Below are 20,177 nucleotides of genomic sequence, written 5' to 3' on the forward strand. Positions count from 1 at the left end.
CTAGGTTCGAATCAAGTGGCCGCTGGCCGCGAGTAACTGACCGTCCAATAATGCACCCTGGTCACCAAGAATCAACCGCCCCTCGGCAAACCAGCGAACAGCCAGCGGGTAAATCCTGTGTTCCTGGGTGTGAACCCGTTGCGCAAGGCTCTGCGCCGAGTCTTCAGACTCTACCGGAACCACTGCCTGTACGACCAGAGGCCCGCCATCGAGTTCCTCGGTGACAAAGTGCACGCTGCAGCCGTGCTCGCTGTCGCCGGCATCGAGCGCACGCTGGTGCGTGTGCATGCCTTTGTACTTGGGCAGCAGGGAAGGGTGGATATTCAGCAGGCGCCCTTCGTAATGCCGCACGAAATCAGCGCTGAGGATGCGCATGAAGCCGGCGAGTACCACGAGTCTGGGGTTGAAGGCGTCGATCAGTTCGATCAAGGCATTGTCGAAGGCTTCGCGGCCGTCGAACGCCTTGTGATCCAGGTCGCGGGTTTCGATACCTGCGTCCCTGGCACGTTGCAGGCCGTAGGCGTCGCTGCGGTTGGAGATCACCGCAGCGATGCGCACCGGGCTGTCGCCGGTGCGCGTGCTGTCGATCAAGGCCTGCAAGTTACTGCCGGTGCCGGAAAGCAGCACCACGACATCACAGGTCTGAGGCATCAGTGAGCCTTGAGGTTCTTCAGTTCGACCTGGGCTGCGCCTTCCGGGGCAGTGGCGATCTGACCGATGACCCATGGCTGCTCGCCAGCTTCACGCAGGACGTTCAGCGCAGTTTCAACGTGCTCTTGAGCCACGCAGATGACCATGCCCACGCCGCAGTTCAGCACGCGGTGCATTTCGGTTTCGTCGACGTTGCCTTTCTCTTGCAGCCAGTCGAATACCGCAGGACGCTGCCAGCTGGCCACGTCAACGATGGCCTGGGCGCCTTTTGGCAGCACGCGTGGGATGTTGTCCAACAGGCCGCCACCAGTGATGTGGGCCATGGCCTTGACTGCGCCAGTGTCCTTGATCAGCTTGAGCAGTGGCTTGACGTAGATGCGGGTCGGGGCCATCAGCAGGTCGGTCAGTGGCTTGCCATCGAGCTGGGTGTTCTCGATCTCGGCACCGGACACTTCGATGATCTTGCGGATCAGCGAGTAACCGTTGGAGTGCGGGCCGGAAGAGGGCAGGGCCAGCAGGGCGTCACCGGCAGCGACTTTGGAGCCGTCGATGATTTCGGCTTTTTCCACCACGCCGACGCAGAAGCCGGCCAGGTCGTAGTCTTCGCCCTCGTACATGCCTGGCATTTCAGCGGTTTCGCCGCCGACCAGGGAGCAACCCGACAGTTCGCAGCCAGCGCCGATGCCGGTGACCACTTGTGCAGCGGTGTCCACGTTCAGCTTGCCGGTGGCGTAGTAGTCGAGGAAGAACAACGGCTCGGCGCCGCATACCACCAGGTCGTTGACGCACATGGCGACCAGGTCGATGCCGATGGTGTCGTGCTTGTTCAGGTTCAGTGCCAGGCGCAGCTTGGTGCCCACGCCGTCGGTGCCGGACACCAGGACAGGCTGCTTGTAGCCGGCCGGGATTTCGCAGAGGGCGCCAAAACCGCCCAGGCCGCCCATGACTTCGGGGCGCGCAGTGCGCTTGGCGACGCTCTTGATGCGTTCGACCAATGCTTCACCGGCGTCGATGTCTACACCGGCGTCCTTGTAGCTCAGGGAGGGTTGCTTGCTCATGATCCAGGCCTTTAGGGGGGATTCAGGGGTAACGACCGAGCGGGCAGGCGCTTTTGGTAAAAGCCCCAGCCGTTGACGGTCTGCGAAGGCGCGCGATTTTATCAGGCTTGAGGGGCAGCGGCCATCCTCGGGCCGACGGGCAGGGCCATATAGGTAAAAAAAGCCGGTTAAAAAAATGCTGATTGGCTCTGCTTTGGCGCGTATTAAGGTATAGCCTTTAACCCGCTATCGTTATGACAGTACAAAAACTGCCAAGACCCTGTGAATGTTTTGCCGGTGGCTGTGGTCACAGCCTTGCCAAACCGAGTTCACGCGGTCTGTTCCAGCCGCTAAATTTGTCGTTCGGGAATCTTCCATGCGTCTGTGTAAATTCTTCTTTGTAGGCTGTTTGTCGTTGGTCAGCCTGGCGAGTCATGCCGAAACCCTCAATGGCCTTTATCAAGTACTCGAACCTGTCAGCAGCCAATCGCCGCAAGAGCGCGACCAGGCCACCCAGCGTGCCGTGCAGACCCTGGTGATCCGCCTGACCGGCGACGCCAAGGCCGCCGATGGCCCGGGCCTGGCGGCCGTTCGCAAGGATCCGCAACAAATCATCAGCCAGTACGGCTACGACGCCGGTCCGCCGGAAAGCCTGCAAGTGGATTTCGACCCGGTGAGCACTGATCGCGCCCTGCGTGAAGCGGGCCTGTCGATCTGGGGCAGCAATCGGCCATCGATCCTCGGCTGGTGGCTGAACGACTCCACGGAAGGTAGCAGCCTGGTGGGCGATGGCCAGACCGTCGCGCAAGCGTTGCGTCGTGCGGCGCAACACCGTGGCTTGCCGCTGCGTCTGCCGCTGGGTGATCTGGATGAGCAGGTGGTCGCCACCGCACCGAACCTCGAAAGTGCCGACGCCACGCCACTGCGCGCCGCTTCCGAGCGCTACGGCGCCGACGCCTTGCTGGCCGTGCATGCACGCCAGGAAGGCAGCCAATGGCAAGCCAAATGGCGCCTGTGGTTGGGTGACAAGAGCGAGCAGGGCACCGCCCAAGGGGCCGACACCGGTGCCGTGGCCGATGCGGTAATGCTGGCGGTCAGCCAGAAATTGGCGCCGCGCTTTGCGGTCAAGCCCGGTGTGAGCACTGAGCAACTGCTTGAAGTACAGGGCATGACTCTGGAGCGCTATGCCGCGCTGGGTCATCTGCTGGAGCCTTTTGGTGGTCAGCCACAGTGGGTGGATGGCAATCGCATTGTGTATCGCGTCAACGGCAGTGCCGATCAGTTGCGTACCCAGTTGAGCCTGGCAAAGCTGCAGGAAATGCCTGCAGGCGAGGCGTCGGTCCAGCAACCGGTGACAGAGGGTGCCCAGCCGGCTACGGCACCAGAACCTCAGGCGCAACTGCGTTTTCGTTGGTAGAAGTTTTCTTCTTTATATAGATGGAGTGGTTTATGGCGGATACGCGTCGTTGGGTGTGGCTTGGCGGGATTGTCCTGCTGTGCGTTTTTGTATTCTTGCTGCATTCGATCCTGACGCCGTTCCTGGTCGCATTGCTGCTGGCCTATCTTTTCGATCCGGTGGTGGATCGCCTGGAGAAAGCCGGGCTCTCGCGTACGTGGGGCGTGGTGGCGGTGTTCGCCCTGTTTACCTTGATCATCACGGCGTTGGTGCTGGTGCTGGTGCCGATGTTGGCCAAGCAGCTGTTCCGCCTCTATGAACTGGCGCCGCAGATGCTCGATTGGCTGCAACACACAGCCATGCCGTGGGCCCAGGCCAAGTTGGGGCTGGCGGATGGGTTCTGGAAGTTCGACAAGGTCAAGGCGGCCATCAGCGAACATATGGGCCAGACCACCGATATCGTCGGGGTCATCCTCAGCCAGGCAACCGCGTCCAGTCTCGCGCTGATCGGCTGGTTGACCAACCTGGTGCTGATCCCGGTAGTGGCGTTCTACCTGCTGCGCGACTGGGACATCATGATGGCCAAGATCCGCAGCCTGCTGCCGCGCAACCGTGAGGAGCGCATTGTCTCGCTGGCCGAGGAATGCCATGAAGTGCTCGGTGCGTTCGTGCGGGGGCAGTTGCTGGTGATGCTGGCCCTGGGGATCATCTACGCTGCGGGCTTGATGGCCATCGGCCTGGAGCTGGGTCTGTTGATCGGCCTGATCGCCGGCCTCGCCGCGATCGTGCCGTATATGGGCTTTGTGATTGGTATCGGTGCGGCGTTGGTGGCGGGGCTGTTCCAGTTTGGTGGTGACCTGTATCCGATGCTCGGCATCGTGGCGGTGTTCATGGTCGGCCAGGCCCTGGAAGGCATGGTGCTGACGCCGTTGCTGGTCGGCGACCGGATCGGCCTGCACCCGGTGGCGGTGATCTTTGCGATCCTGGCGGGCGGTGAGCTGTTCGGCTTTACCGGCATTCTGCTGGCGCTGCCGGTAGCGGCGGTGATCATGGTGCTGGTGCGCCATGTGCATGATCTGTACAAGGATTCGGATGTGTATACGGGGGTTGAAGACCCCGACCTGTAACCGTTTCTTCACAAACCCGGCCCTGGCCGGGTTTGTCGTTTCTGGAGGCGGGCCGTCAAACAATCTGCACAAATCCAACAAGTTAACGCAAACCTTTGATTTTGCTTGGGGTCTGTTGCATTGTGCGCCCGGCGTCACGGGTATAAACTTTGCAAACTTTACACAGAGGCCACTAACGGTTCGTTTGGAGCCGTTCAGTCAGCATGAAACCGATTCAGCTGCCCTTGGGTGTGCGTCTGCGTGATGACGCCACCTTTATCAACTACTACCCAGGCGCCAATGCCGCTGCACTCGGCTATGTCGAGCGGCTCTGCGAAGCCGACGCCGGGTGGACCGAAAGCCTGATCTATCTGTGGGGCAAGCACGGCGTAGGGCGTACCCACCTGCTGCAGGCCGCGTGCCTGCGTTTCGAACAGATGGGCGAGCCGGCGGTTTACCTGCCGTTGGCGGAGTTGATGGATCGCGGTATCGGCATCTTTGACCACCTCGAGCAATACGAGCTGGTGTGCCTGGACGATCTGCAAGCGATCGCTGGCAAGGCCGATTGGGAAGAGGCGCTGTTTCACCTGTTCAACCGCTTGCGTGACAGCGGCCGACGCCTGCTGATTGCCGCGTCGACTTCGCCACGTGAGCTGCCGATCAAGCTGGCAGACCTCAAGTCCCGGCTGACCCTGGCGCTGATCTTCCAGATGCGCCCACTCTCCGACGAGGACAAATTGCGTGCCTTGCAATTGCGCGCCTCCCGTCGCGGCCTGCACCTCACCGATGAGGTGGGGCATTTCATTCTCACCCGCGGTACGCGCAGCATGAGCGCGTTGTTCGATTTGCTCGAACAGCTCGACCAGGCCTCTTTGCAGGCTCAGCGCAAGCTGACCATCCCCTTCCTGAAAGAAACCCTCGGCTGGTAGCCAGCCCCCTGTTTTCGCGGCTTTCGGCAAATTACAGGCGCCAGAAAACCTGCGTTTTAGCCGGTTTGGCCACGCAAAAGGCGGGTATAGGGTGTTAAGGGCTTAGATGTCATAGTCCAAACAAGAAGTCACATAGATCACGATTGAATTTGCAAATCGATGTGATAGTGGGCATAGTCTCGACTTCTTTACATATCAGCCACGGTCGTGCCCATGCTAAATCGCTTCGCACCCCTCGTGCCTCTCGCACTCGTTACCCTGTTGTTTGGTTGCGCCTCCCACCCTCAACAGGTGGCAGAACAGCAAAAACCACAGGTTCAAAATCAGGCAAAATTCGTTGCTGCACAGTCTGCTTCTGTTTACGAAGAAGAAGTGGCAACTGAAAAGGAACTGGCCGACTTCGCCGGCAGCAAGCCTTACCAGCTTCCAGTTCTGGCCGACAGCATCCTCGAACGCGGCATGTCCCTGATCGGTACCCGTTACCGTTTTGGCGGTACCTCTGAAGCCGGTTTCGACTGCAGCGGCTTCATCGGCTACCTGTTTCGTGAAGAAGCTGGCATGAACCTGCCACGTTCCACTCGCGAAATGATCAACGTGAATGCACCGTTGGTCGCGCGCAACAACCTAAAGCCTGGTGATCTGCTTTTCTTCAGTACTGCAGGCCGTGGTCGCGTCAGCCATGCCGGTATCTACCTGGGTGACAACCAGTTTATCCACTCCAGCAGCCGTCGCAGTGGCGGTGTTCGAGTCGACAACCTGGGCGACAGCTACTGGAGCAAAACCTTCATCGAAGCCAAGCGCGCACTCGCCATGGCCCCGACGACGGTTACCGCTAGCAAGTAAACTTAAAGTGATACTTGAAGTTTGACGTGTAAGCGCTAGAATCCCTGGACATTGTTGTAATCCGTTCGCGCGAGCTTTGCTTGCGCGTTCTGGTTTTCAGCGTTCGGCAGCGAAAGCCGCATCCAGACCAGGATTGTTCTGCACATGTCGACCTCGGCCCGCCTGATTCTCATTGTTTGCGCCGCGCTGCTCAGCGCCTGCGCAAGCCGTCCACCGCCGCCTGCTCCCGTAGCGGTGAAGCCCAAGCCGGTGTTCAACTACTCAACCCAGAATTTCTCGCCTGCGGCCGAAGACGTGCTCTTCCGTGCGCTGGGCCTGGTCGGCACGCCTTATCGTTGGGGCGGTAACACGCCGGACTCCGGGTTTGATTGCAGCGGCCTGATCGGTTTTGTGTTCCGCGATGCCGCCGGCATCTCCCTGCCGCGTACCACCCGCGAGCTGATCGTGATGCGTGCGCAGGATGTCAGCGAACAGAACCTGCAGACCGGCGACTTGCTGTTCTTTGCCACCGGTGGTGGTTCACAGGTCAGCCACGCCGGGATCTATGTGGGCGAGGGCCGCTTCGTGCATGCGCCGCAAACCGGCGGTACGGTAAAGCTGGATACCCTATCCAAAGCGTATTGGCAGAATGCCTACCTGAGCGCCAAGCGCGTACTGCCAGGAAACCTGGCGCGCAACCCCTGAAACACCGCCCCCTTTAGGAGCCGGCTTGCCGGCGATGAGGCCCTTGAGGCTGCCATCGCCGGCAAGCCGGCTCCTACCGTTCATTTCGCGGTCGAAACGCGCCACACTTTGTTCCCCACGTCATCCGCCACCAGCAAATCTCCCTGCTGATCAATCACCACGCCCACCGGTCGGCCCATGGCTTTCTCATCCTTGTCGAGGAACCCGGTCAGTACGTCCACCGGCTGTCCTTTGGGTTGCCCGCCCTCGAATGGCACGAAGATCACCTTGTAGCCACTGTGCGGCTTGCGATTCCACGAACCATGCTGGCCGATGAACGCGCCGTTGCTGAACTGTGCCGGGAGCTTGCTGCCCTCGGCGAATGTCAGTCCTAAAGACGCCGTATGTGGGCCTACCGCGTAATCCGGTGCGATTGCCTTGGCTACCAGGTCCAGGTTCTGTGGGTTGACGCGCACGTCCACATGCTGGCCGTAGTAACTGAACGGCCAGCCATAGAAGGCACCGTCCTTGACCGAAGTGATGTAGTCCGGCACCAGGTCGCTGCCGATCTCGTCACGCTCGTTGACCGCCGTCCACAGCTTGCCGCTCTGGGGTTCCCAGGCCATGCCGTTGGGGTTGCGCAGGCCCGAGGCGAAGATGCGGTGCTCGCCGCTGGCGCGGTCCACTTCCCAGATCGCTGCCCGGCCCTGTTCCGCTTCAAGACCGTTTTCGCCCACGTTGCTATTGGAGCCGACGCTCACATACAGCTTGCTGCCGTCCTTGTTGGCCACCACATTCTTGGTCCAGTGGTGGTTGATGCTGCCGCCTGGCAGATCGACGACTTTGGTGCCGGCTTGCTTGATCGCGGTTTCGCCCGGTTGGTAGGGAAAGCGCAGCAGCTTGTCCGAGTCGGCCACGTACAGGTCGTTGCCGACCAGTGTCATGCCAAACGGCGAATTGAGATTCTCTAGGAACACCGTGCGGGTTTCTGCGACACCGTCGTGGTCGGCGTCCCGCAGCAGTGTGATGCGATTCGGGCTCGGCACCCCGGCACCGGCGCGTCCCATGACCTTTTCCATGACCCAGCCACGAATGCCCTTGGCATCATCCGGCTTGGGCGGTGCGTTGGTTTCCGCCACCAGTACGTCGCCATTGGGCAGCACGTACAGCCAGCGCGGATGGTCCAGGCCTTCGGCGAACGCCGCCACCTGAGTGCCCGCGGCAGCGGTTGGCTTCGCGCCTTCGGGCCAGCCGATGGCCGGCGCGATATTCACCGTGGGGATCAGGGTTTTGTTCGGTTCCGGCAACTTGGGCGAGGGTCCGGTGCCGTCGGAGACTTGGAGGGTGGAACTTTCACCGCAGGCGGCGAGGGTGCCGGTGACCATGATGAGTAGGGCGAGTCTGGTTTTATGCATGGTGTTCTCCTTGATACCTGTAAGGGTAGAGGAAGAAGGCGGTGCGATGGTTCAAGTGCAAGGCCAGCTTTAATTGACGCTCTATCCCCAACCCACTAACCTTCGCCGCTTGTTCCAGGTGCTCTGTGACCCATGGGTCGACGGAGTGAAACAGGGAAGCCGGTGAGTGAGCGCACTTGTACACAGTGCTGCCGCGATTCCGGCGCTGCCCCCGCAACGGTAAATGAGTCAAGACGGTGCCTTTTGCCACTGTATCGCCAGCGATATGGGAAGGCGCGCCGTCGGCCTGCCTGCTCTATAACGCGAGCGCCACTCATGAGCCCGGAGACCGGCCTGAAACATCCAACAGCATCACGGTGGGCGATGCTTGGCTGTCTGTTTTACTTTTTTCCTGCCCGCCGTTTTTGTCCAGCCCCAACGGAGAGCTGCCATGACCGATTCCCCCGACCGCGACGAACGCCACCTGGCGCGCATGCTGCGCAAAAAAGCCGTGATCGACGAGCGCATCGCCAATTCACCCAACGAATGCGGTTTGCTGCTGGTATTGACCGGCAACGGCAAAGGCAAAAGCAGTTCCGCGTTCGGCATGCTGGCCCGGGCCATGGGCCACGGCATGCAGTGCGGTGTGGTGCAGTTCATCAAGGGGCGTAACAGCACCGGCGAAGAATTGTTCTTCCGCCGCTTCCCCGAGCAAGTGCGCTTCCATGTCATGGGCGAAGGCTTCACCTGGGAAACCCAGGACCGCCAGCGCGACATCGCTGCCGCCGAAGCCGCCTGGGCGGTTTCCCGTGAATTGCTGCAAGACCCGGCCATCGGCCTGGTGGTGCTGGATGAGCTGAACATCGCCCTCAAGCACGGTTACCTCGACCTGGATCAGGTTCTCAGCGACCTGCAAGCCCGCCCGCCGATGCAGCATGTGGTAGTCACCGGCCGTGGCGCCAAGCCTGAGTTGATCGAAATGGGCGACACCGTTACCGAAATGGGCATGCTCAAGCACGCGTTCCAGGCCGGTATCAAGGCACAGAAGGGCGTCGAACTTTGAATCAGCCCCGTCATTGCCCGGCGGTCCTGATCGCCGCGCCGGCATCCGGCCAAGGCAAAACCACGGTCACCGCCGCGCTGGCCCGTTTGCACCGCAACCTGGGGCGCAAGGTGCGCGTGTTCAAATGCGGCCCGGACTTCCTCGACCCGATGATCCACGAGCGCGCCAGCGGTGCGCCGGTGTATCAATTGGACATGTGGATGGTCGGCGAGCAGGAAAGTCGCCGCCTGCTGTGGGAAGCGGCGGGAGAGGCGGACCTGATCCTGATCGAGGGCGTGATGGGCCTGTTCGACGGTACACCGTCCAGCGCCGACCTGGCGCGGCATTTCGGCGTGCCGGTGCTGGGCGTGATCGACGGCACGGCCATGGCGCAGACCTTCGGCGCATTGGCCTTGGGCCTGGCGCGTTATCAGCCGGATCTGCCGTTCGCCGGTGTGCTGGCCAACCGTGTCGGCACTCTGCGGCATGCACAACTGCTCGAAGGCAGCCTTACCGAGGGCCTGCGCTGGTACGGCGCATTGTCCCGCGAGACCGGTATCGAATTACCCAGCCGCCACCTCGGTCTGGTGCAGGCCAGCGAACTGAATGACCTCGACGTACGCCTGGACGCCGCCGCCCAAGCGTTGGGCAGCAGTTGCGAAGTGGCCTTGCCGCCGCCGGTGACGTTTGCCGCACCGCAAGTGATCGACGCTGAACCATTGCTCGAGGGCGTACGCATCGCCGTCGCCCGTGACGAAGCCTTCGCCTTTACCTACGGCGCCAGTCTCGACCTGCTGCGGGCGATGGGGGCCGAGTTGCGTTTCTTTTCACCGATCCACGACCGTGAATTGCCTGACGCCGACAGTCTCTATTTGCCTGGCGGTTACCCGGAATTGCACCACCAGGCGCTGTCGGAAAATACCCCGATGCTCGACGCCATCCGAGCCCATCATGCGGCTGGCAAACCCTTGCTTGCCGAGTGCGGCGGCATGCTCTACCTGCTCGACTCGCTGACCGATGTCGACGGCACCCGCGCGGCACTGGTTGGCCTGCTGCAGGGTGACGCTGTGATGCAAAAGAAACTCGCGGCACTGGCCCTGCAAAGCGTCGACTTGCCGGAAGGCACGCTGCGGGGTCATACCTACCACCATTCCCTGACCAGCACCGAGTGGCAACCGATTGCCCGCGGGCTGAGCCCCAATGGCGGGCGCGGTGCCGAGGCGGTGTATCGGCAGGGGCGGATGACCGCTTCCTACGTACATTTCTATTTCCCATCGAATCCCCAGGCGGTGGCCGCATTGTTCGCGCCCGATCTTGTAGGAGCCGGCTTGCCGGCGATGAGGCCATGACCGATAACGCCTTCCCCGAGGCCGACCGCCAGGCCGTCTACCGCGCCATCGCCGAGCGCCGCGACATGCGCCACTTCAGCGGCGGCACTGTGGCCCCCGAATTGCTGCATCGCCTGCTCCAGGCCGCACATCAGGCGCCGAGTGTCGGCCTGATGCAGCCGTGGCGCTTTATCCGTATCAGCGACCGCGCCTTGCGTAGCCAGATTCAACAGTTGGTGGAAGAAGAACGTGTGCGCACCGCCGAGGCCCTGGGCGAGCGCTCCGATGAATTCATGAAGCTCAAGGTCGAAGGCATTCACGATTGTGCCGAAGTGCTGGTGGCGGCGTTGATGGATGATCGCGAGCGGCACATCTTCGGCCGGCGTACCTTGCCGGAAATGGACATGGCGTCATTGTCCTGTGCGATCCAGAATCTGTGGCTGGCAGCCCGCGTCGAGGGCCTGGGCATGGGCTGGGTCTCGCTGTTCGAGCCCCAGGCGCTGGCCGGTCTGCTGGGGTTGCCGCCCGGCGCCAAACCCCTGGCCGTACTGTGCCTGGGGCCGGTGACCGAGTTCTACCCGGCACCGATGTTGCAACTCGAAGGCTGGACCGAACCTCGGCCGTTGAGTGACATGGTGTATGAGAATGTGTGGGGAGTGAGTCAATGAGTGTGGCCTTGCTGTGTGTCGCTGCCGTGGCGCTGGATGCGCTGCTGGGCGAACCGAGGCGCTGGCATCCGCTGGTGGCGTTCGGCAATTTCGCCGGGCGCATCGAGCAACGTTTCAACTCCGGTGGTCGTGGCTGGCGCAGCCATGGCGTGACGGCGTGGTTCATCGCCGTGGTGCCGCTGACCCTGCTGGCCACGGCGTTGTCGTGGGCACCGTATATCGGTTGGGTCCTGGAAATCCTCGCGTTGTACTGCGCCCTCGGCATGCGCAGCCTCGGCGAGCATGTGATGCCGGTGGCCCAGGCCCTGCGCAGCGATGACCTGGAGCAAGCGCGCACGCGCGTGAGCTACCTGGTCAGCCGTCAGACCAGTGAACTGGACCGCACCGAAGTCGCCCGTGCTGCCACCGAGTCGGTGCTGGAAAACGGCAGCGACGCGGTGTTCGCCGCGATTTTCTGGTTTGTGGTCGCCGGCGTGCCGGGCGTGGTGCTTTACCGACTGAGCAACACCCTCGACGCCATGTGGGGCTACCGCAACGAACGCTTCGAACGTTTCGGCTGGGCCTCGGCAAAAATCGACGATGTGCTGAACTACATTCCTGCACGTCTTGTTGCATTGACCTACGCGATCCTGGGCAAGACGCGCCTAGCGCTAAAATGCTGGCGCACCCAGGGCCCGACCTGGGACAGCCCCAACGCCGGCCCGGTAATGGCCGCCGGTGCGGGCGCCCTGGGCGTGGAGTTGGGCGGTGCGGCGATCTATCACGGTGAGGTGCACCAGCGCCCGCCGTTGGGCGAAGGCCCGGCAGCGGATGCCGACTCCATCGATCGGGGCTGGCAACTGGTGCAGCGCGGCGTATGGTTGTGGCTGCTGATCCTATGTGCAGGGGCGCAATTCTATGCTTGAACACGGTGGCCGGCTGCGCAAGGCAGCGATTCAGTACGGGATAGCCGAAGCCGACTGGCTTGACCTCTCCAGTGGTCTTGCGCCCTGGCCCTGGCCGATCCCCGAGATACCCCTGCGCGCCTGGGCACGCCTGCCGGAAACCGACGACGGCCTGGAGCAGGCCGCCAGCGAGTATTACGGCGCTGCGCACCTGTTGCCGGTGCCGGGCTCCCAGGCGGCCATCCAGTTACTGCCGCGCCTGCGCCGCGCCGGTAAGGTCGGCGTGCTGTCGCCGTGCTACGCCGAACACGCCGAAGCCTGGCGCCGTGCCGGTTACGTGGTGCGCGAAGTGCAGGAGCAGGAAGTCGACTTCTTTCTCGATGGCCTCGACGTGCTGGTGGTGGTCAACCCCAATAATCCCACCGGCCTGAGCCTCACCCCGCAACGCTTGCTGGACTGGCACTCACGGCTGGCCCAGCGCGGCGGCTGGCTGGTGGTCGACGAAGCGTTCATGGACGTGACGCCCCAACTGAGCCTGGCGGGGCAGGCGCATCAGGTTGGCCTGATTGTGTTGCGCTCCTTCGGTAAATTCTTCGGCCTGGCCGGCGTGCGACTGGGCTTCGTGTTGGCCGAACGCAAGCTGCTCAAGTTGCTCGCCGAGCAGGTCGGGCCCTGGGCCGTCAGCGGGCCGACGCGGGTACTGGGTCAAGTGTGCCTGCGCGACACCGCTGGCCAGGCACAGCAACGCGTGCGTTGCGTCGAGGCGGGCCAGCGCCTGTTCGCCTTGCTGGAGCGCCACGGCTTTCAACCCCAGGGCGGCTGTGCCTTGTTCCAATGGCTGATCACGCCCCACGCCGAACGCATGCACGAATTCATGGCCCAGCGCGGCATCCTGCTGCGCCTGTTTGTCCACGACAGCAGCCTGCGTTTTGGCCTGCCCGATACCGAGGCCGACTGGCTGCGTCTCGACGAAGCCCTGGCCGCATACAAGGAAGCGACATGAGTACGCTGATGGTGCAAGGCACCACCTCCGACGCCGGCAAGAGTACGTTGGTGACGGCGCTGTGCCGCTGGCTGGTGCGTCAGGGCGTAGCGGTGGCGCCATTCAAGCCGCAGAACATGGCGCTCAACAGCGCCGTGACCGCCGAAGGTGGCGAGATAGGTCGCGCCCAGGCGGTGCAGGCCCAGGCCGCCAAGCTGGCGCCGCACACCGATATGAACCCGGTGCTGCTCAAGCCCAACAGTGACACCGGTTCCCAAGTGATCATCCATGGCCGCGCCGTGACCAGCATGAACGCGGTGGCCTATCACGACTACAAAGCCATCGCGATGCAGGCGGTGCTGGCCTCCCACGCACGGCTGAGTCAGGCCTACCCGGTGGTGATGGTGGAAGGCGCAGGCTCCCCGGCGGAGATCAACCTGCGCGCCAATGATATTGCCAACATGGGCTTCGCCGAGGCGGTGGATTGCCCGGTGTTATTGATTGCCGACATCAATCGCGGCGGCGTATTTGCCCACTTGGTCGGCACCCTGGAGTTGCTGTCGCCCACGGAGCAGGCGCGGGTCAAAGGCTTCATCATTAACCGTTTTCGCGGTGACATCGCGCTGTTGCAGCCGGGCCTGGACTGGCTGGAAGCGCGCACCGGCAAACCGGTGGTGGGCGTTTTGCCCTATGTGATGGACCTGCACCTGGAGGCTGAGGACGGTATCGACCGGCGCCAGATCGACAAAGCGGTGCAGGTGCTCAAGGTGGTGGTGCCGGTGTTGCCGCGCATCAGCAACCACACGGATTTCGATCCATTGCGCCTGCATCCCCAAGTGGATCTGCAGTTTATCGGCCCAGGCCAGACGGTCCCGGTCGCCGACCTGATCATCCTCCCCGGCTCGAAAAGCGTGCGCAGCGACCTCGCGTATCTGCGCGCCAACGGCTGGGAAACCGCCGTGGCGCGCCACTTGCGTTATGGCGGCAAGGTGCTCGGTATTTGTGGCGGCTTGCAGATGCTCGGCGAGCAGGTGCATGACCCGCTGGGCCTGGAAGGGCCTGCCGGCTCCAGCGACGGCCTGGGGTTGCTGGCGTTCGGCACCACGCTGGAAGAAGAGAAGCAACTGCGCAATGTGCGCGGGCGCCTGTTGCTGGAGGATGCCGACGTCAGCGGTTATGAGATCCATGCAGGCGTGACGACGGGCGATGCCTTGTCGAACGCCGCTGTGCTGCTGGATGACGGTCGCAGCGACGGTGCCCGGAGTGCAGATGGGCAGATCCTCGGCACCTACCTGCACGGCTTGTTCGAAACGCCGGCGGCATGCAGCGCCTTGCTGCGCTGGGCCGGGTTGCAGGATGTGCAGGAGGTTGACTACCACGCCTTGCGCGAGCGCGATATCGAGCGCTTGGCTGACCTGGTGGAGAATCATTTGGATACTGAGTTGTTGCGCAAACTATGTGGGATTTAAGGGTGCGCACGCGTCCCTCCTGTGAGGACTGGCTTGCCTGCGATTTAACTGACGCACCACGTTCAAAATGTGGGAGCGGGCTCGCCCGCGATGGCGTCGCGTCGGTGTGCACATCCATTGCTGCGGTAACGGCCGCTAATGGTTCCGCTCTTACAGCGGGTCACTTTTGGAAAGACCCAAAAGTAACCAAAAAGTCTTCGCCCCACCACTCGGTGCCTCGCCTAGGCTCGGCATGCCCTCACTCCGGCTTGAGTCCGTGGGCCGCCGCAATGGGCCATCCCTGGCCCAGTGCGGCTAACCCGGCGTCCTGCCGGGTTGCCCACGGATTCAAGCCTGCGTTCGGCCAGCGTGGTTTTACGGGGCGCCTGAGATCAAAATCAACAGCCAGATCAAACGCTGATCTGCTTTTCTGTGGGAGCGGGCTTGCCCGCGAAGGCGGCCTGACGGTCAACCCATTTCAGCCCACCCGAGGTGCCATCCCATGCTTCAGCTGATCCTCGGCGGCGCCCGCTCCGGCAAAAGCCGCCTCGCCGAAAAGCTCGCCAGCGACAGTGCCTTGCCCGTCACTTACATCGCCACCAGCCAACCGCAGGATGGCGAGATGAACGAGCGTGTCGCCCTGCATCGCCAGCGTCGCCCCGACCACTGGGGCCTGATCGAAGAACCGATTGAGCTGGCGCGTGTGCTGCGGGAAAACGCGGCCGCCGGGCAATGCCTGCTGGTGGACTGCCTGACCCTGTGGCTGACTAATCTGCTGATGCTCGAGGAGACCGGGCGCCTGGCGTTCGAGCGTGATCAACTGCTGGAAACCCTGGCCTCGCTGCCGGGTGAAATCATTTTTGTCAGCAACGAGACCGGTCTGGGTGTCGTGCCGCTGGGCGAATTGACTCGCCGCTATGTGGATGAAGCCGGTTGGCTGCATCAAGCCTTGGCCGAGCGTTGTCAGCGTGTTGTCCTGACCGTTGCCGGCCTGCCCCTGACTTTGAAAGGTACTGCGTTATGACTGACATCTGGTGGCTCAACCCTTGTAAGGCGATCGACGCTCAAGCGTACGAACAAGCCCTGGCGCGCCAGCAGCAATTGACCAAGCCGGCCGGCTCACTCGGCCAGCTGGAAGCGCTGGCGGTGCAATTGGCTGGCTTGCAGGGGGAGGTCAAACCCGCGGTGGATTCGCTGTGGATCGCCATCTTCGCCGGTGACCATGGCGTGGTCGCGGAAGGCGTGTCGGCGTTTCCCCAGGAAGTCACCGGGCAAATGCTGCATAACTTTGTCAGCGGTGGCGCGGCGATCAGCGTATTGGCTCGACAGTTGGATGCGCGGTTGGAAGTGGTTGACCTGGGAACGGTGACACCATCCCTGGACTTGCCCGGTGTGCGTCACCTGAACATCGGCGCGGGCACCGCCAACTTTGTCAACGGCCCGGCGATGACCGAGTCCCAGGGGCAACTCGCGCTGCAAGCCGGTCGCGACAGTGCCCGGCGTGCGTTGGCAAACGGTGCGCAACTGTTTATCGGCGGCGAGATGGGCATCGGCAACACCACCGCCGCCAGTGCACTGGCGTGTGCCTTGCTCGATTGTCAGGTCAGCGACCTCACTGGGCCGGGCACCGGGTTGAATGCCCAGGGTGTCAGCCACAAGGTGGCCGTGATCGAGCGCGCACTGGCGTTGCATGCCGGCCAGCGCGGTGATGCGTTGCAGACCTTGTTCAATCTTGGCGGCTTTGAGATTGCCGCCTTGGTGGGGGCATATCTGGCCTGTGCCCAGGAAGGCATCGTGGTGCTGGTGGATGGGTTCATCTGCACTGTCGCGGCGCTGGTTGCCACGCGCTTGAACCCGGCGTGCCGCGAGTGGCTGGTGTTCGGCCATCGCGGCGCCGAACCCGGCCATCGCCATGTGCTGCAGAGTCTCGACGCGCAGCCGTTGCTGGAGCTGGGCTTGCGCCTGGGGGAAGGCAGCGGTGCTGCGCTGGCGGTGCCGTTGTTGCGCCTGGCCTGTGCGTTGCACGGGCAGATGGCGACCTTCGCCGAAGCCGCCGTGGCAGACCGTCCGGCATGACCTTGCACCTGGACCTGCTGCGCCACGGCGAAACCGAACTGGGCGGCGGCTTGCGCGGCAGCCTGGACGACGCCCTCACCGCCAAGGGGTGGGCGCAGATGCGTGCGGCGGTGATAGCGCAGGGGCCGTGGGACCGCTTGGTCAGTTCGCCACTGCAACGTTGTGCGCGGTTTGCCGATGACTTGGGCGCTCAGCTCAACCTGCCAGTGACGCTGGAGAAGGACCTGCAAGAGCTGCACTTCGGCGCCTGGGAAGGGCAGAGTGCAGTGGCCTTGATGGAGACGGACGCCGAAGGCCTGGGGCTGTTCTGGGCAGATCCCTACAGCTTTACGCCACCGGAGGGTGAACCCGTCAGCGCCTTTTCCGACCGGGTTTTAGGTGCAGTCTCACGCTTACAGCAGGCCTATTCCGGTGAGCGTGTGTTGCTGATCAGTCATGGCGGCGTGATGCGTCTGCTGCTGGCGCAGGCGCGTGGCCTGCCCAGGGAGCGGCTTTTAAATGTCGAAGTCGGTCACGGTGAGTTATTCAACCTGCACGTGGGCGCTGACGGCGTGCTGAAGGAAGTGAGTTAGACATGCTGCCGTTCTGGATCGCCCTGCAATTTCTCAGCAGCCTGCCGATTCGCCTGCCTGGCATGCCGCAGCCTCAGGAACTGGGGCGCTCGTTGCTGTTTTATCCGCTCGTGGGCGTGTTGTTCGGCTTGCTGTTATGGGCCCTGAACACGCTCTTGATGGGGGCGCCGCTGTTGCTGCATGCGGCGCTGTTGCTGACAGCCTGGGTGTTGCTCAGTGGTGGCCTGCATCTGGATGGCCTGGCGGACAGCGCCGATGCCTGGCTGGGGGGCTTCGGCGACCGCGAGCGTACGCTCACGATCATGAAGGACCCGCGCAGCGGGCCGATCGCCGTGGTCACCCTTGGGTTGGTGTTGCTGCTCAAATTCACCGCGTTGGTGGCCTTGATCGAGCAACATAACGGCGCGGCATTGATCCTGGCACCGCTGATCGGCCGCGCATCGATGCTGGCGCTGTTTCTCACCACGCGCTATGTGCGTGCCGGTGGACTGGGCCAGGCGTTGTCAGATCATTTACCGAGAATTGTCGGCCAACAGGTGCTGATCCTCAGCGGTCTTGCGTGCATCCTGATCGGCGGCTTCAGCGGCGGGATTGCGGTGTTGCTCGCAGCTGTCTGCTTTGTGGGGCTGCGCCAACTGATGGTCAATCGCCTGGGCGGCACCACGGGCGACACGGCGGGGGCCCTGTTGGAGCTACTGGAAGTCGCGGTATTGGTCGGCCTGGCGCTGTAACACTTTCTTGCATTTCCTTAATCGCGGGTATATACACGTTCCATGCTTGCCTCCCAATGTTTGTGTACCAACCTGCGACGTGCCGCCCGTGGCGTCAGCAGGCATTACGACGGCGCCCTTGACGGCTTCGGGATCAACGTCGCCCAGTATTCTTTGCTGTGCAATCTGCAGCGACTCGACCAGCCGAGCATTTCCAGCCTGGCGGAAGCCATGGGCCTGGATCGCAGCACCTTGGGGCGTAACCTGCGGGTGCTGGAAGGCGAGGGCCTGGTGCAATTGGTTGAAGGTGACGACCTGCGTAACCGCCTGGTGAAGTTGACCGAGGTCGGTGAAGCCCGACTCGCCGCCGCATTACCCGCCTGGGAGGCCGCGCAACAGAAATTGATCGATCAACTCGGCGCACAAAAACGCGAAACCTTGTTGGCCTTGCTGGACGAACTCGCCTGAGCGCGGGTTTGTTCGACTATAAGCGGGTATATACCCGCGAGCGGAGAATAAGAAATGACCTCGATGTGGCGCACCAGTGGCTGGATTCTTGTGGGGAGTGCGCTGATCCTGGCGCTGTCGTTGGGTGTGCGGCACGGTTTCGGCCTGTTCCTGGCGCCGATGAGCAGCGAGTTCGGCTGGGGCCGTGAGACCTTCGCCTTTGCCATCGCCTTGCAGAACCTGATCTGGGGCCTGGCGCAGCCGTTTACCGGCGCCCTGGCCGATCGCTTCGGTGCTACCAAAGCCGTGTTTGTCGGCGGCGTGCTGTACGCCGCAGGCCTGGTGTTGATGGGCATGTCCGATTCGGCGTGGTCGTTGTCCCTCAGTGCTGGCTTGCTGATTGGTATCGGTCTGTCTGGCACGTCATTCTCGGTGATTCTCGGTGTGGTCGGCCGCGCCGTGGCGCCGGAAAAACGCAGCATGGCGATGGGCATTGCGAGCGCGGCCGGTTCGTTCGGCCAGTTTGCGATGGTGCCGGGCACCCTGGGGCTGATCAGTTGGTTGGGTTGGTCTGCAGCACTGCTGGCGCTGGGCCTGATGGTGGCGTTGATTCTGCCGCTGGTTGCGATGCTCAAGGATAAGCCGCTGCCGGTGCTGGCCGGTCAGCAAACCTTGCGTGAGGCGTTGAAGGAAGCCTGCTCCCATTCCGGCTTCTGGCTATTGGCGTTCGGTTTTTTTGTCTGCGGTTTCCAGGTGGTGTTCATCGGTGTGCACCTGCCGGCCTACCTGGTGGACCAGCACCTGCCGGCCACCGTCGGCACCACGGTGTTGGCGCTGATTGGGCTGTTCAATATCTTCGGCACCTACACGGCCGGCTGGCTTGGCGGGCGCATGTCCAAGCCGCGCTTGCTGACAGGCCTGTACCTGCTGCGTGCGGTGGTGATCGTGTTGTTTCTGTGGGTGCCGGTCACCGAAGTCACGGCCTACCTGTTTGGCATGGCGATGGGCTTCCTGTGGCTGTCCACCGTACCGCTGACCAACGGTACCGTCGCGACGCTGTTTGGTGTGCGAAACCTCTCCATGCTCGGTGGGATCGTGTTCCTGTTCCATCAACTCGGCTCGTTCCTGGGCGGCTGGTTGGGCGGGGTGGTCTATGATCGAACCGGCAACTACGATTTGATCTGGCAGGTGGCAATTCTGTTGAGCCTGCTTGCCGCGGCGCTGAACTGGCCGGTGCGCGAGCGGCCGGTGGCGCGATTGCAGGCGCAGATGGAGGCGGCATGAGCATAGCGGTACGCGGTGTGATACTCGCTGTAGGAGGGGGCCTGATGCTGCTGGCCTGGTGGGGCTGGCAACACGGCGGGCTGGCGTTGATGCAACTGGGTATGTCGATCTGTTAAGTTCGTTGTCTGAATATCTTCAAGGACACACGACATGCACATGCGCTGGCTCGCTGTACCCGTCCTGATGGCAATCGGCAGTGCCGCCCTGGCCGCCAGTTGCCCGCCGCTGCTGGAAGGCCAATTGCCCAAGTTGCGCGCCAAGGAATCCATCGACCTGTGCCAGCGCTTTGCCGGTAAACCGCTGGTGATCGTCAATACCGCAAGCTTCTGCGGGTTCGCCCCGCAATTCAAAGGCCTCGAAGCCCTGTATCAGCGCTACAAGGGCGACGGGCTGGAAGTGATTGGCGTGCCGTCCGATGACTTCAAGCAGGAAGCCAAGACTGGTGAAGAGACCGCCAAGGTCTGCTACGTGAATTATGGCGTGACGTTCACCATGACCGAGCCGCAGAAGGTCAAGGGGCCGGATGCGGTGCATTTGTTCAAGGTGTTGGCGCAGCAGACCGAGGCGCCGCCGAAGTGGAATTTCTACAAGTATGTGGTGGACCGCCAGGGAAAGGTGATCGCCAATTTTTCCAGTTTGACCAAGCCGGATAATCCGGACCTGATCAAGGCGGTGGAGGAGGCGATAGCGTCCAAGCCGTGAGGGTCAGCCATTAAA

21 protein-coding genes and 1 riboswitch are annotated in these 20,177 nt (G+C 62.5%); of the genes, 18 read left to right on the top strand and 3 right to left on the bottom strand.

Going from position 1 to position 20,177, the window contains the following annotated elements:
* Nucleotides 1-651: a phosphoribosylglycinamide formyltransferase gene (gene purN, locus BM70_RS0109580; protein WP_025855814.1), complete on the bottom strand. Its 651-nt coding sequence runs from the start codon at nucleotides 649-651 to the stop codon at nucleotides 1-3.
* On the bottom strand, nucleotides 651-1,709 hold the full coding sequence (gene purM / locus BM70_RS0109585) for a phosphoribosylformylglycinamidine cyclo-ligase (RefSeq protein ID WP_010208661.1): 1,059 nt from the start codon (nucleotides 1,707-1,709) through the stop codon (nucleotides 651-653). The genes purN and purM overlap by 1 nt, the downstream gene beginning before the upstream one ends.
* A 355-nt stretch (nucleotides 1,710-2,064) precedes the next feature.
* Between purM and BM70_RS0109590 the strand changes: the two genes are divergently transcribed.
* The 5 genes from BM70_RS0109590 (at nucleotide 2,065) to BM70_RS0109610 (ending at nucleotide 6,646) form a co-directional block, all read left to right on the top strand.
* On the top strand, nucleotides 2,065-3,105 hold the full coding sequence (locus BM70_RS0109590; RefSeq protein ID WP_025855815.1) for a DUF2066 domain-containing protein: 1,041 nt from the start codon (nucleotides 2,065-2,067) through the stop codon (nucleotides 3,103-3,105).
* A 32-nt stretch (nucleotides 3,106-3,137) separates the two neighbouring features.
* Complete coding sequence (locus BM70_RS0109595) at nucleotides 3,138-4,211, top strand: AI-2E family transporter (protein WP_025855816.1); 1,074 nt, start codon at nucleotides 3,138-3,140, stop codon at nucleotides 4,209-4,211.
* A 203-nt stretch (nucleotides 4,212-4,414) separates the two neighbouring features.
* Nucleotides 4,415-5,119, top strand: a complete 705-nt coding sequence (gene hda / locus BM70_RS0109600) for a DnaA regulatory inactivator Hda (RefSeq protein WP_025855817.1) — start codon at nucleotides 4,415-4,417, stop codon at nucleotides 5,117-5,119.
* 213 nt (nucleotides 5,120-5,332) lie between these two features.
* Nucleotides 5,333-5,962: a C40 family peptidase gene (locus tag BM70_RS0109605; RefSeq protein ID WP_025855818.1), complete on the top strand. Its 630-nt coding sequence runs from the start codon at nucleotides 5,333-5,335 to the stop codon at nucleotides 5,960-5,962.
* A 144-nt stretch (nucleotides 5,963-6,106) separates the two neighbouring features.
* Nucleotides 6,107-6,646 (top strand): C40 family peptidase, encoded by a 540-nt coding sequence (locus BM70_RS0109610; RefSeq protein ID WP_025855819.1) that lies wholly within the window; start codon nucleotides 6,107-6,109, stop codon nucleotides 6,644-6,646.
* Between the two features lie 80 nt (nucleotides 6,647-6,726).
* Here the strand turns inward: BM70_RS0109610 and BM70_RS0109615 are convergent, their stop codons facing one another.
* Entirely contained in the window at nucleotides 6,727-8,040 is a 1,314-nt protein-coding gene (locus tag BM70_RS0109615) for a sorbosone dehydrogenase family protein (RefSeq protein ID WP_025855820.1), read from the bottom strand.
* 99 nt (nucleotides 8,041-8,139) lie between these two features.
* A riboswitch (cobalamin riboswitch) is annotated at nucleotides 8,140-8,392 on the top strand.
* Nucleotides 8,393-8,470: 78 nt separating this feature from the next.
* Here BM70_RS0109615 and cobO point away from each other — a divergent pair.
* The 13 genes from cobO (at nucleotide 8,471) to BM70_RS0109685 (ending at nucleotide 20,162) form a co-directional block, all read left to right on the top strand.
* Nucleotides 8,471-9,082, top strand: a complete 612-nt coding sequence (gene cobO / locus BM70_RS0109620) for a cob(I)yrinic acid a,c-diamide adenosyltransferase (protein WP_025855821.1) — start codon at nucleotides 8,471-8,473, stop codon at nucleotides 9,080-9,082.
* On the top strand, nucleotides 9,079-10,410 hold the full coding sequence (locus BM70_RS0109625) for a cobyrinate a,c-diamide synthase (RefSeq protein WP_025855822.1): 1,332 nt from the start codon (nucleotides 9,079-9,081) through the stop codon (nucleotides 10,408-10,410). Before cobO ends, BM70_RS0109625 begins: the two co-directional genes overlap by 4 nt.
* Nucleotides 10,407-11,057 (top strand): 5,6-dimethylbenzimidazole synthase, encoded by a 651-nt coding sequence (gene bluB, locus BM70_RS0109630; RefSeq protein ID WP_025855823.1) that lies wholly within the window; start codon nucleotides 10,407-10,409, stop codon nucleotides 11,055-11,057. Before BM70_RS0109625 ends, bluB begins: the two co-directional genes overlap by 4 nt.
* Nucleotides 11,054-11,962 (top strand): adenosylcobinamide-phosphate synthase CbiB, encoded by a 909-nt coding sequence (gene cbiB, locus BM70_RS0109635; RefSeq protein WP_025855824.1) that lies wholly within the window; start codon nucleotides 11,054-11,056, stop codon nucleotides 11,960-11,962. Before bluB ends, cbiB begins: the two co-directional genes overlap by 4 nt.
* Nucleotides 11,955-12,944 (top strand): threonine-phosphate decarboxylase CobD, encoded by a 990-nt coding sequence (gene cobD / locus BM70_RS0109640; protein WP_025855825.1) that lies wholly within the window; start codon nucleotides 11,955-11,957, stop codon nucleotides 12,942-12,944. Before cbiB ends, cobD begins: the two co-directional genes overlap by 8 nt.
* Entirely contained in the window at nucleotides 12,941-14,392 is a 1,452-nt protein-coding gene (locus BM70_RS0109645) for a cobyric acid synthase (protein WP_025855826.1), read from the top strand. Before cobD ends, BM70_RS0109645 begins: the two co-directional genes overlap by 4 nt.
* Nucleotides 14,393-14,873: 481 nt before the next feature.
* Nucleotides 14,874-15,395, top strand: a complete 522-nt coding sequence (cobU, locus tag BM70_RS0109650; RefSeq protein ID WP_025855827.1) for a bifunctional adenosylcobinamide kinase/adenosylcobinamide-phosphate guanylyltransferase — start codon at nucleotides 14,874-14,876, stop codon at nucleotides 15,393-15,395.
* Nucleotides 15,392-16,447 (top strand): nicotinate-nucleotide--dimethylbenzimidazole phosphoribosyltransferase, encoded by a 1,056-nt coding sequence (gene cobT / locus BM70_RS0109655; protein ID WP_025855828.1) that lies wholly within the window; start codon nucleotides 15,392-15,394, stop codon nucleotides 16,445-16,447. The genes cobU and cobT overlap by 4 nt, the downstream gene beginning before the upstream one ends.
* Nucleotides 16,444-17,019 (top strand): alpha-ribazole phosphatase family protein, encoded by a 576-nt coding sequence (gene cobC / locus BM70_RS0109660; RefSeq protein WP_025855829.1) that lies wholly within the window; start codon nucleotides 16,444-16,446, stop codon nucleotides 17,017-17,019. The genes cobT and cobC overlap by 4 nt, the downstream gene beginning before the upstream one ends.
* Before the next feature lie 2 nt (nucleotides 17,020-17,021).
* Nucleotides 17,022-17,750 carry an adenosylcobinamide-GDP ribazoletransferase gene (locus BM70_RS0109665; protein ID WP_025855830.1) on the top strand — a complete coding sequence of 243 codons (729 nt, stop codon included), beginning with the start codon at nucleotides 17,022-17,024 and terminating at the stop codon, nucleotides 17,748-17,750.
* Between the two features lie 42 nt (nucleotides 17,751-17,792).
* Nucleotides 17,793-18,197 carry a MarR family winged helix-turn-helix transcriptional regulator gene (locus BM70_RS0109670; protein ID WP_025855831.1) on the top strand — a complete coding sequence of 135 codons (405 nt, stop codon included), beginning with the start codon at nucleotides 17,793-17,795 and terminating at the stop codon, nucleotides 18,195-18,197.
* 63 nt (nucleotides 18,198-18,260) lie between these two features.
* Nucleotides 18,261-19,460 (top strand): MFS transporter, encoded by a 1,200-nt coding sequence (locus tag BM70_RS0109675; protein ID WP_177326545.1) that lies wholly within the window; start codon nucleotides 18,261-18,263, stop codon nucleotides 19,458-19,460.
* Between the two features lie 150 nt (nucleotides 19,461-19,610).
* Nucleotides 19,611-20,162, top strand: a complete 552-nt coding sequence (locus BM70_RS0109685; protein WP_025855833.1) for a glutathione peroxidase — start codon at nucleotides 19,611-19,613, stop codon at nucleotides 20,160-20,162.
* The last annotated feature ends 15 nt before the right edge of the window (nucleotides 20,163-20,177 follow it).

This window comes from Pseudomonas sp. CHM02 (genome assembly GCF_000612585.1).
In the GTDB taxonomy this organism is placed as follows: Bacteria; Pseudomonadota; Gammaproteobacteria; order Pseudomonadales; family Pseudomonadaceae; genus Aquipseudomonas.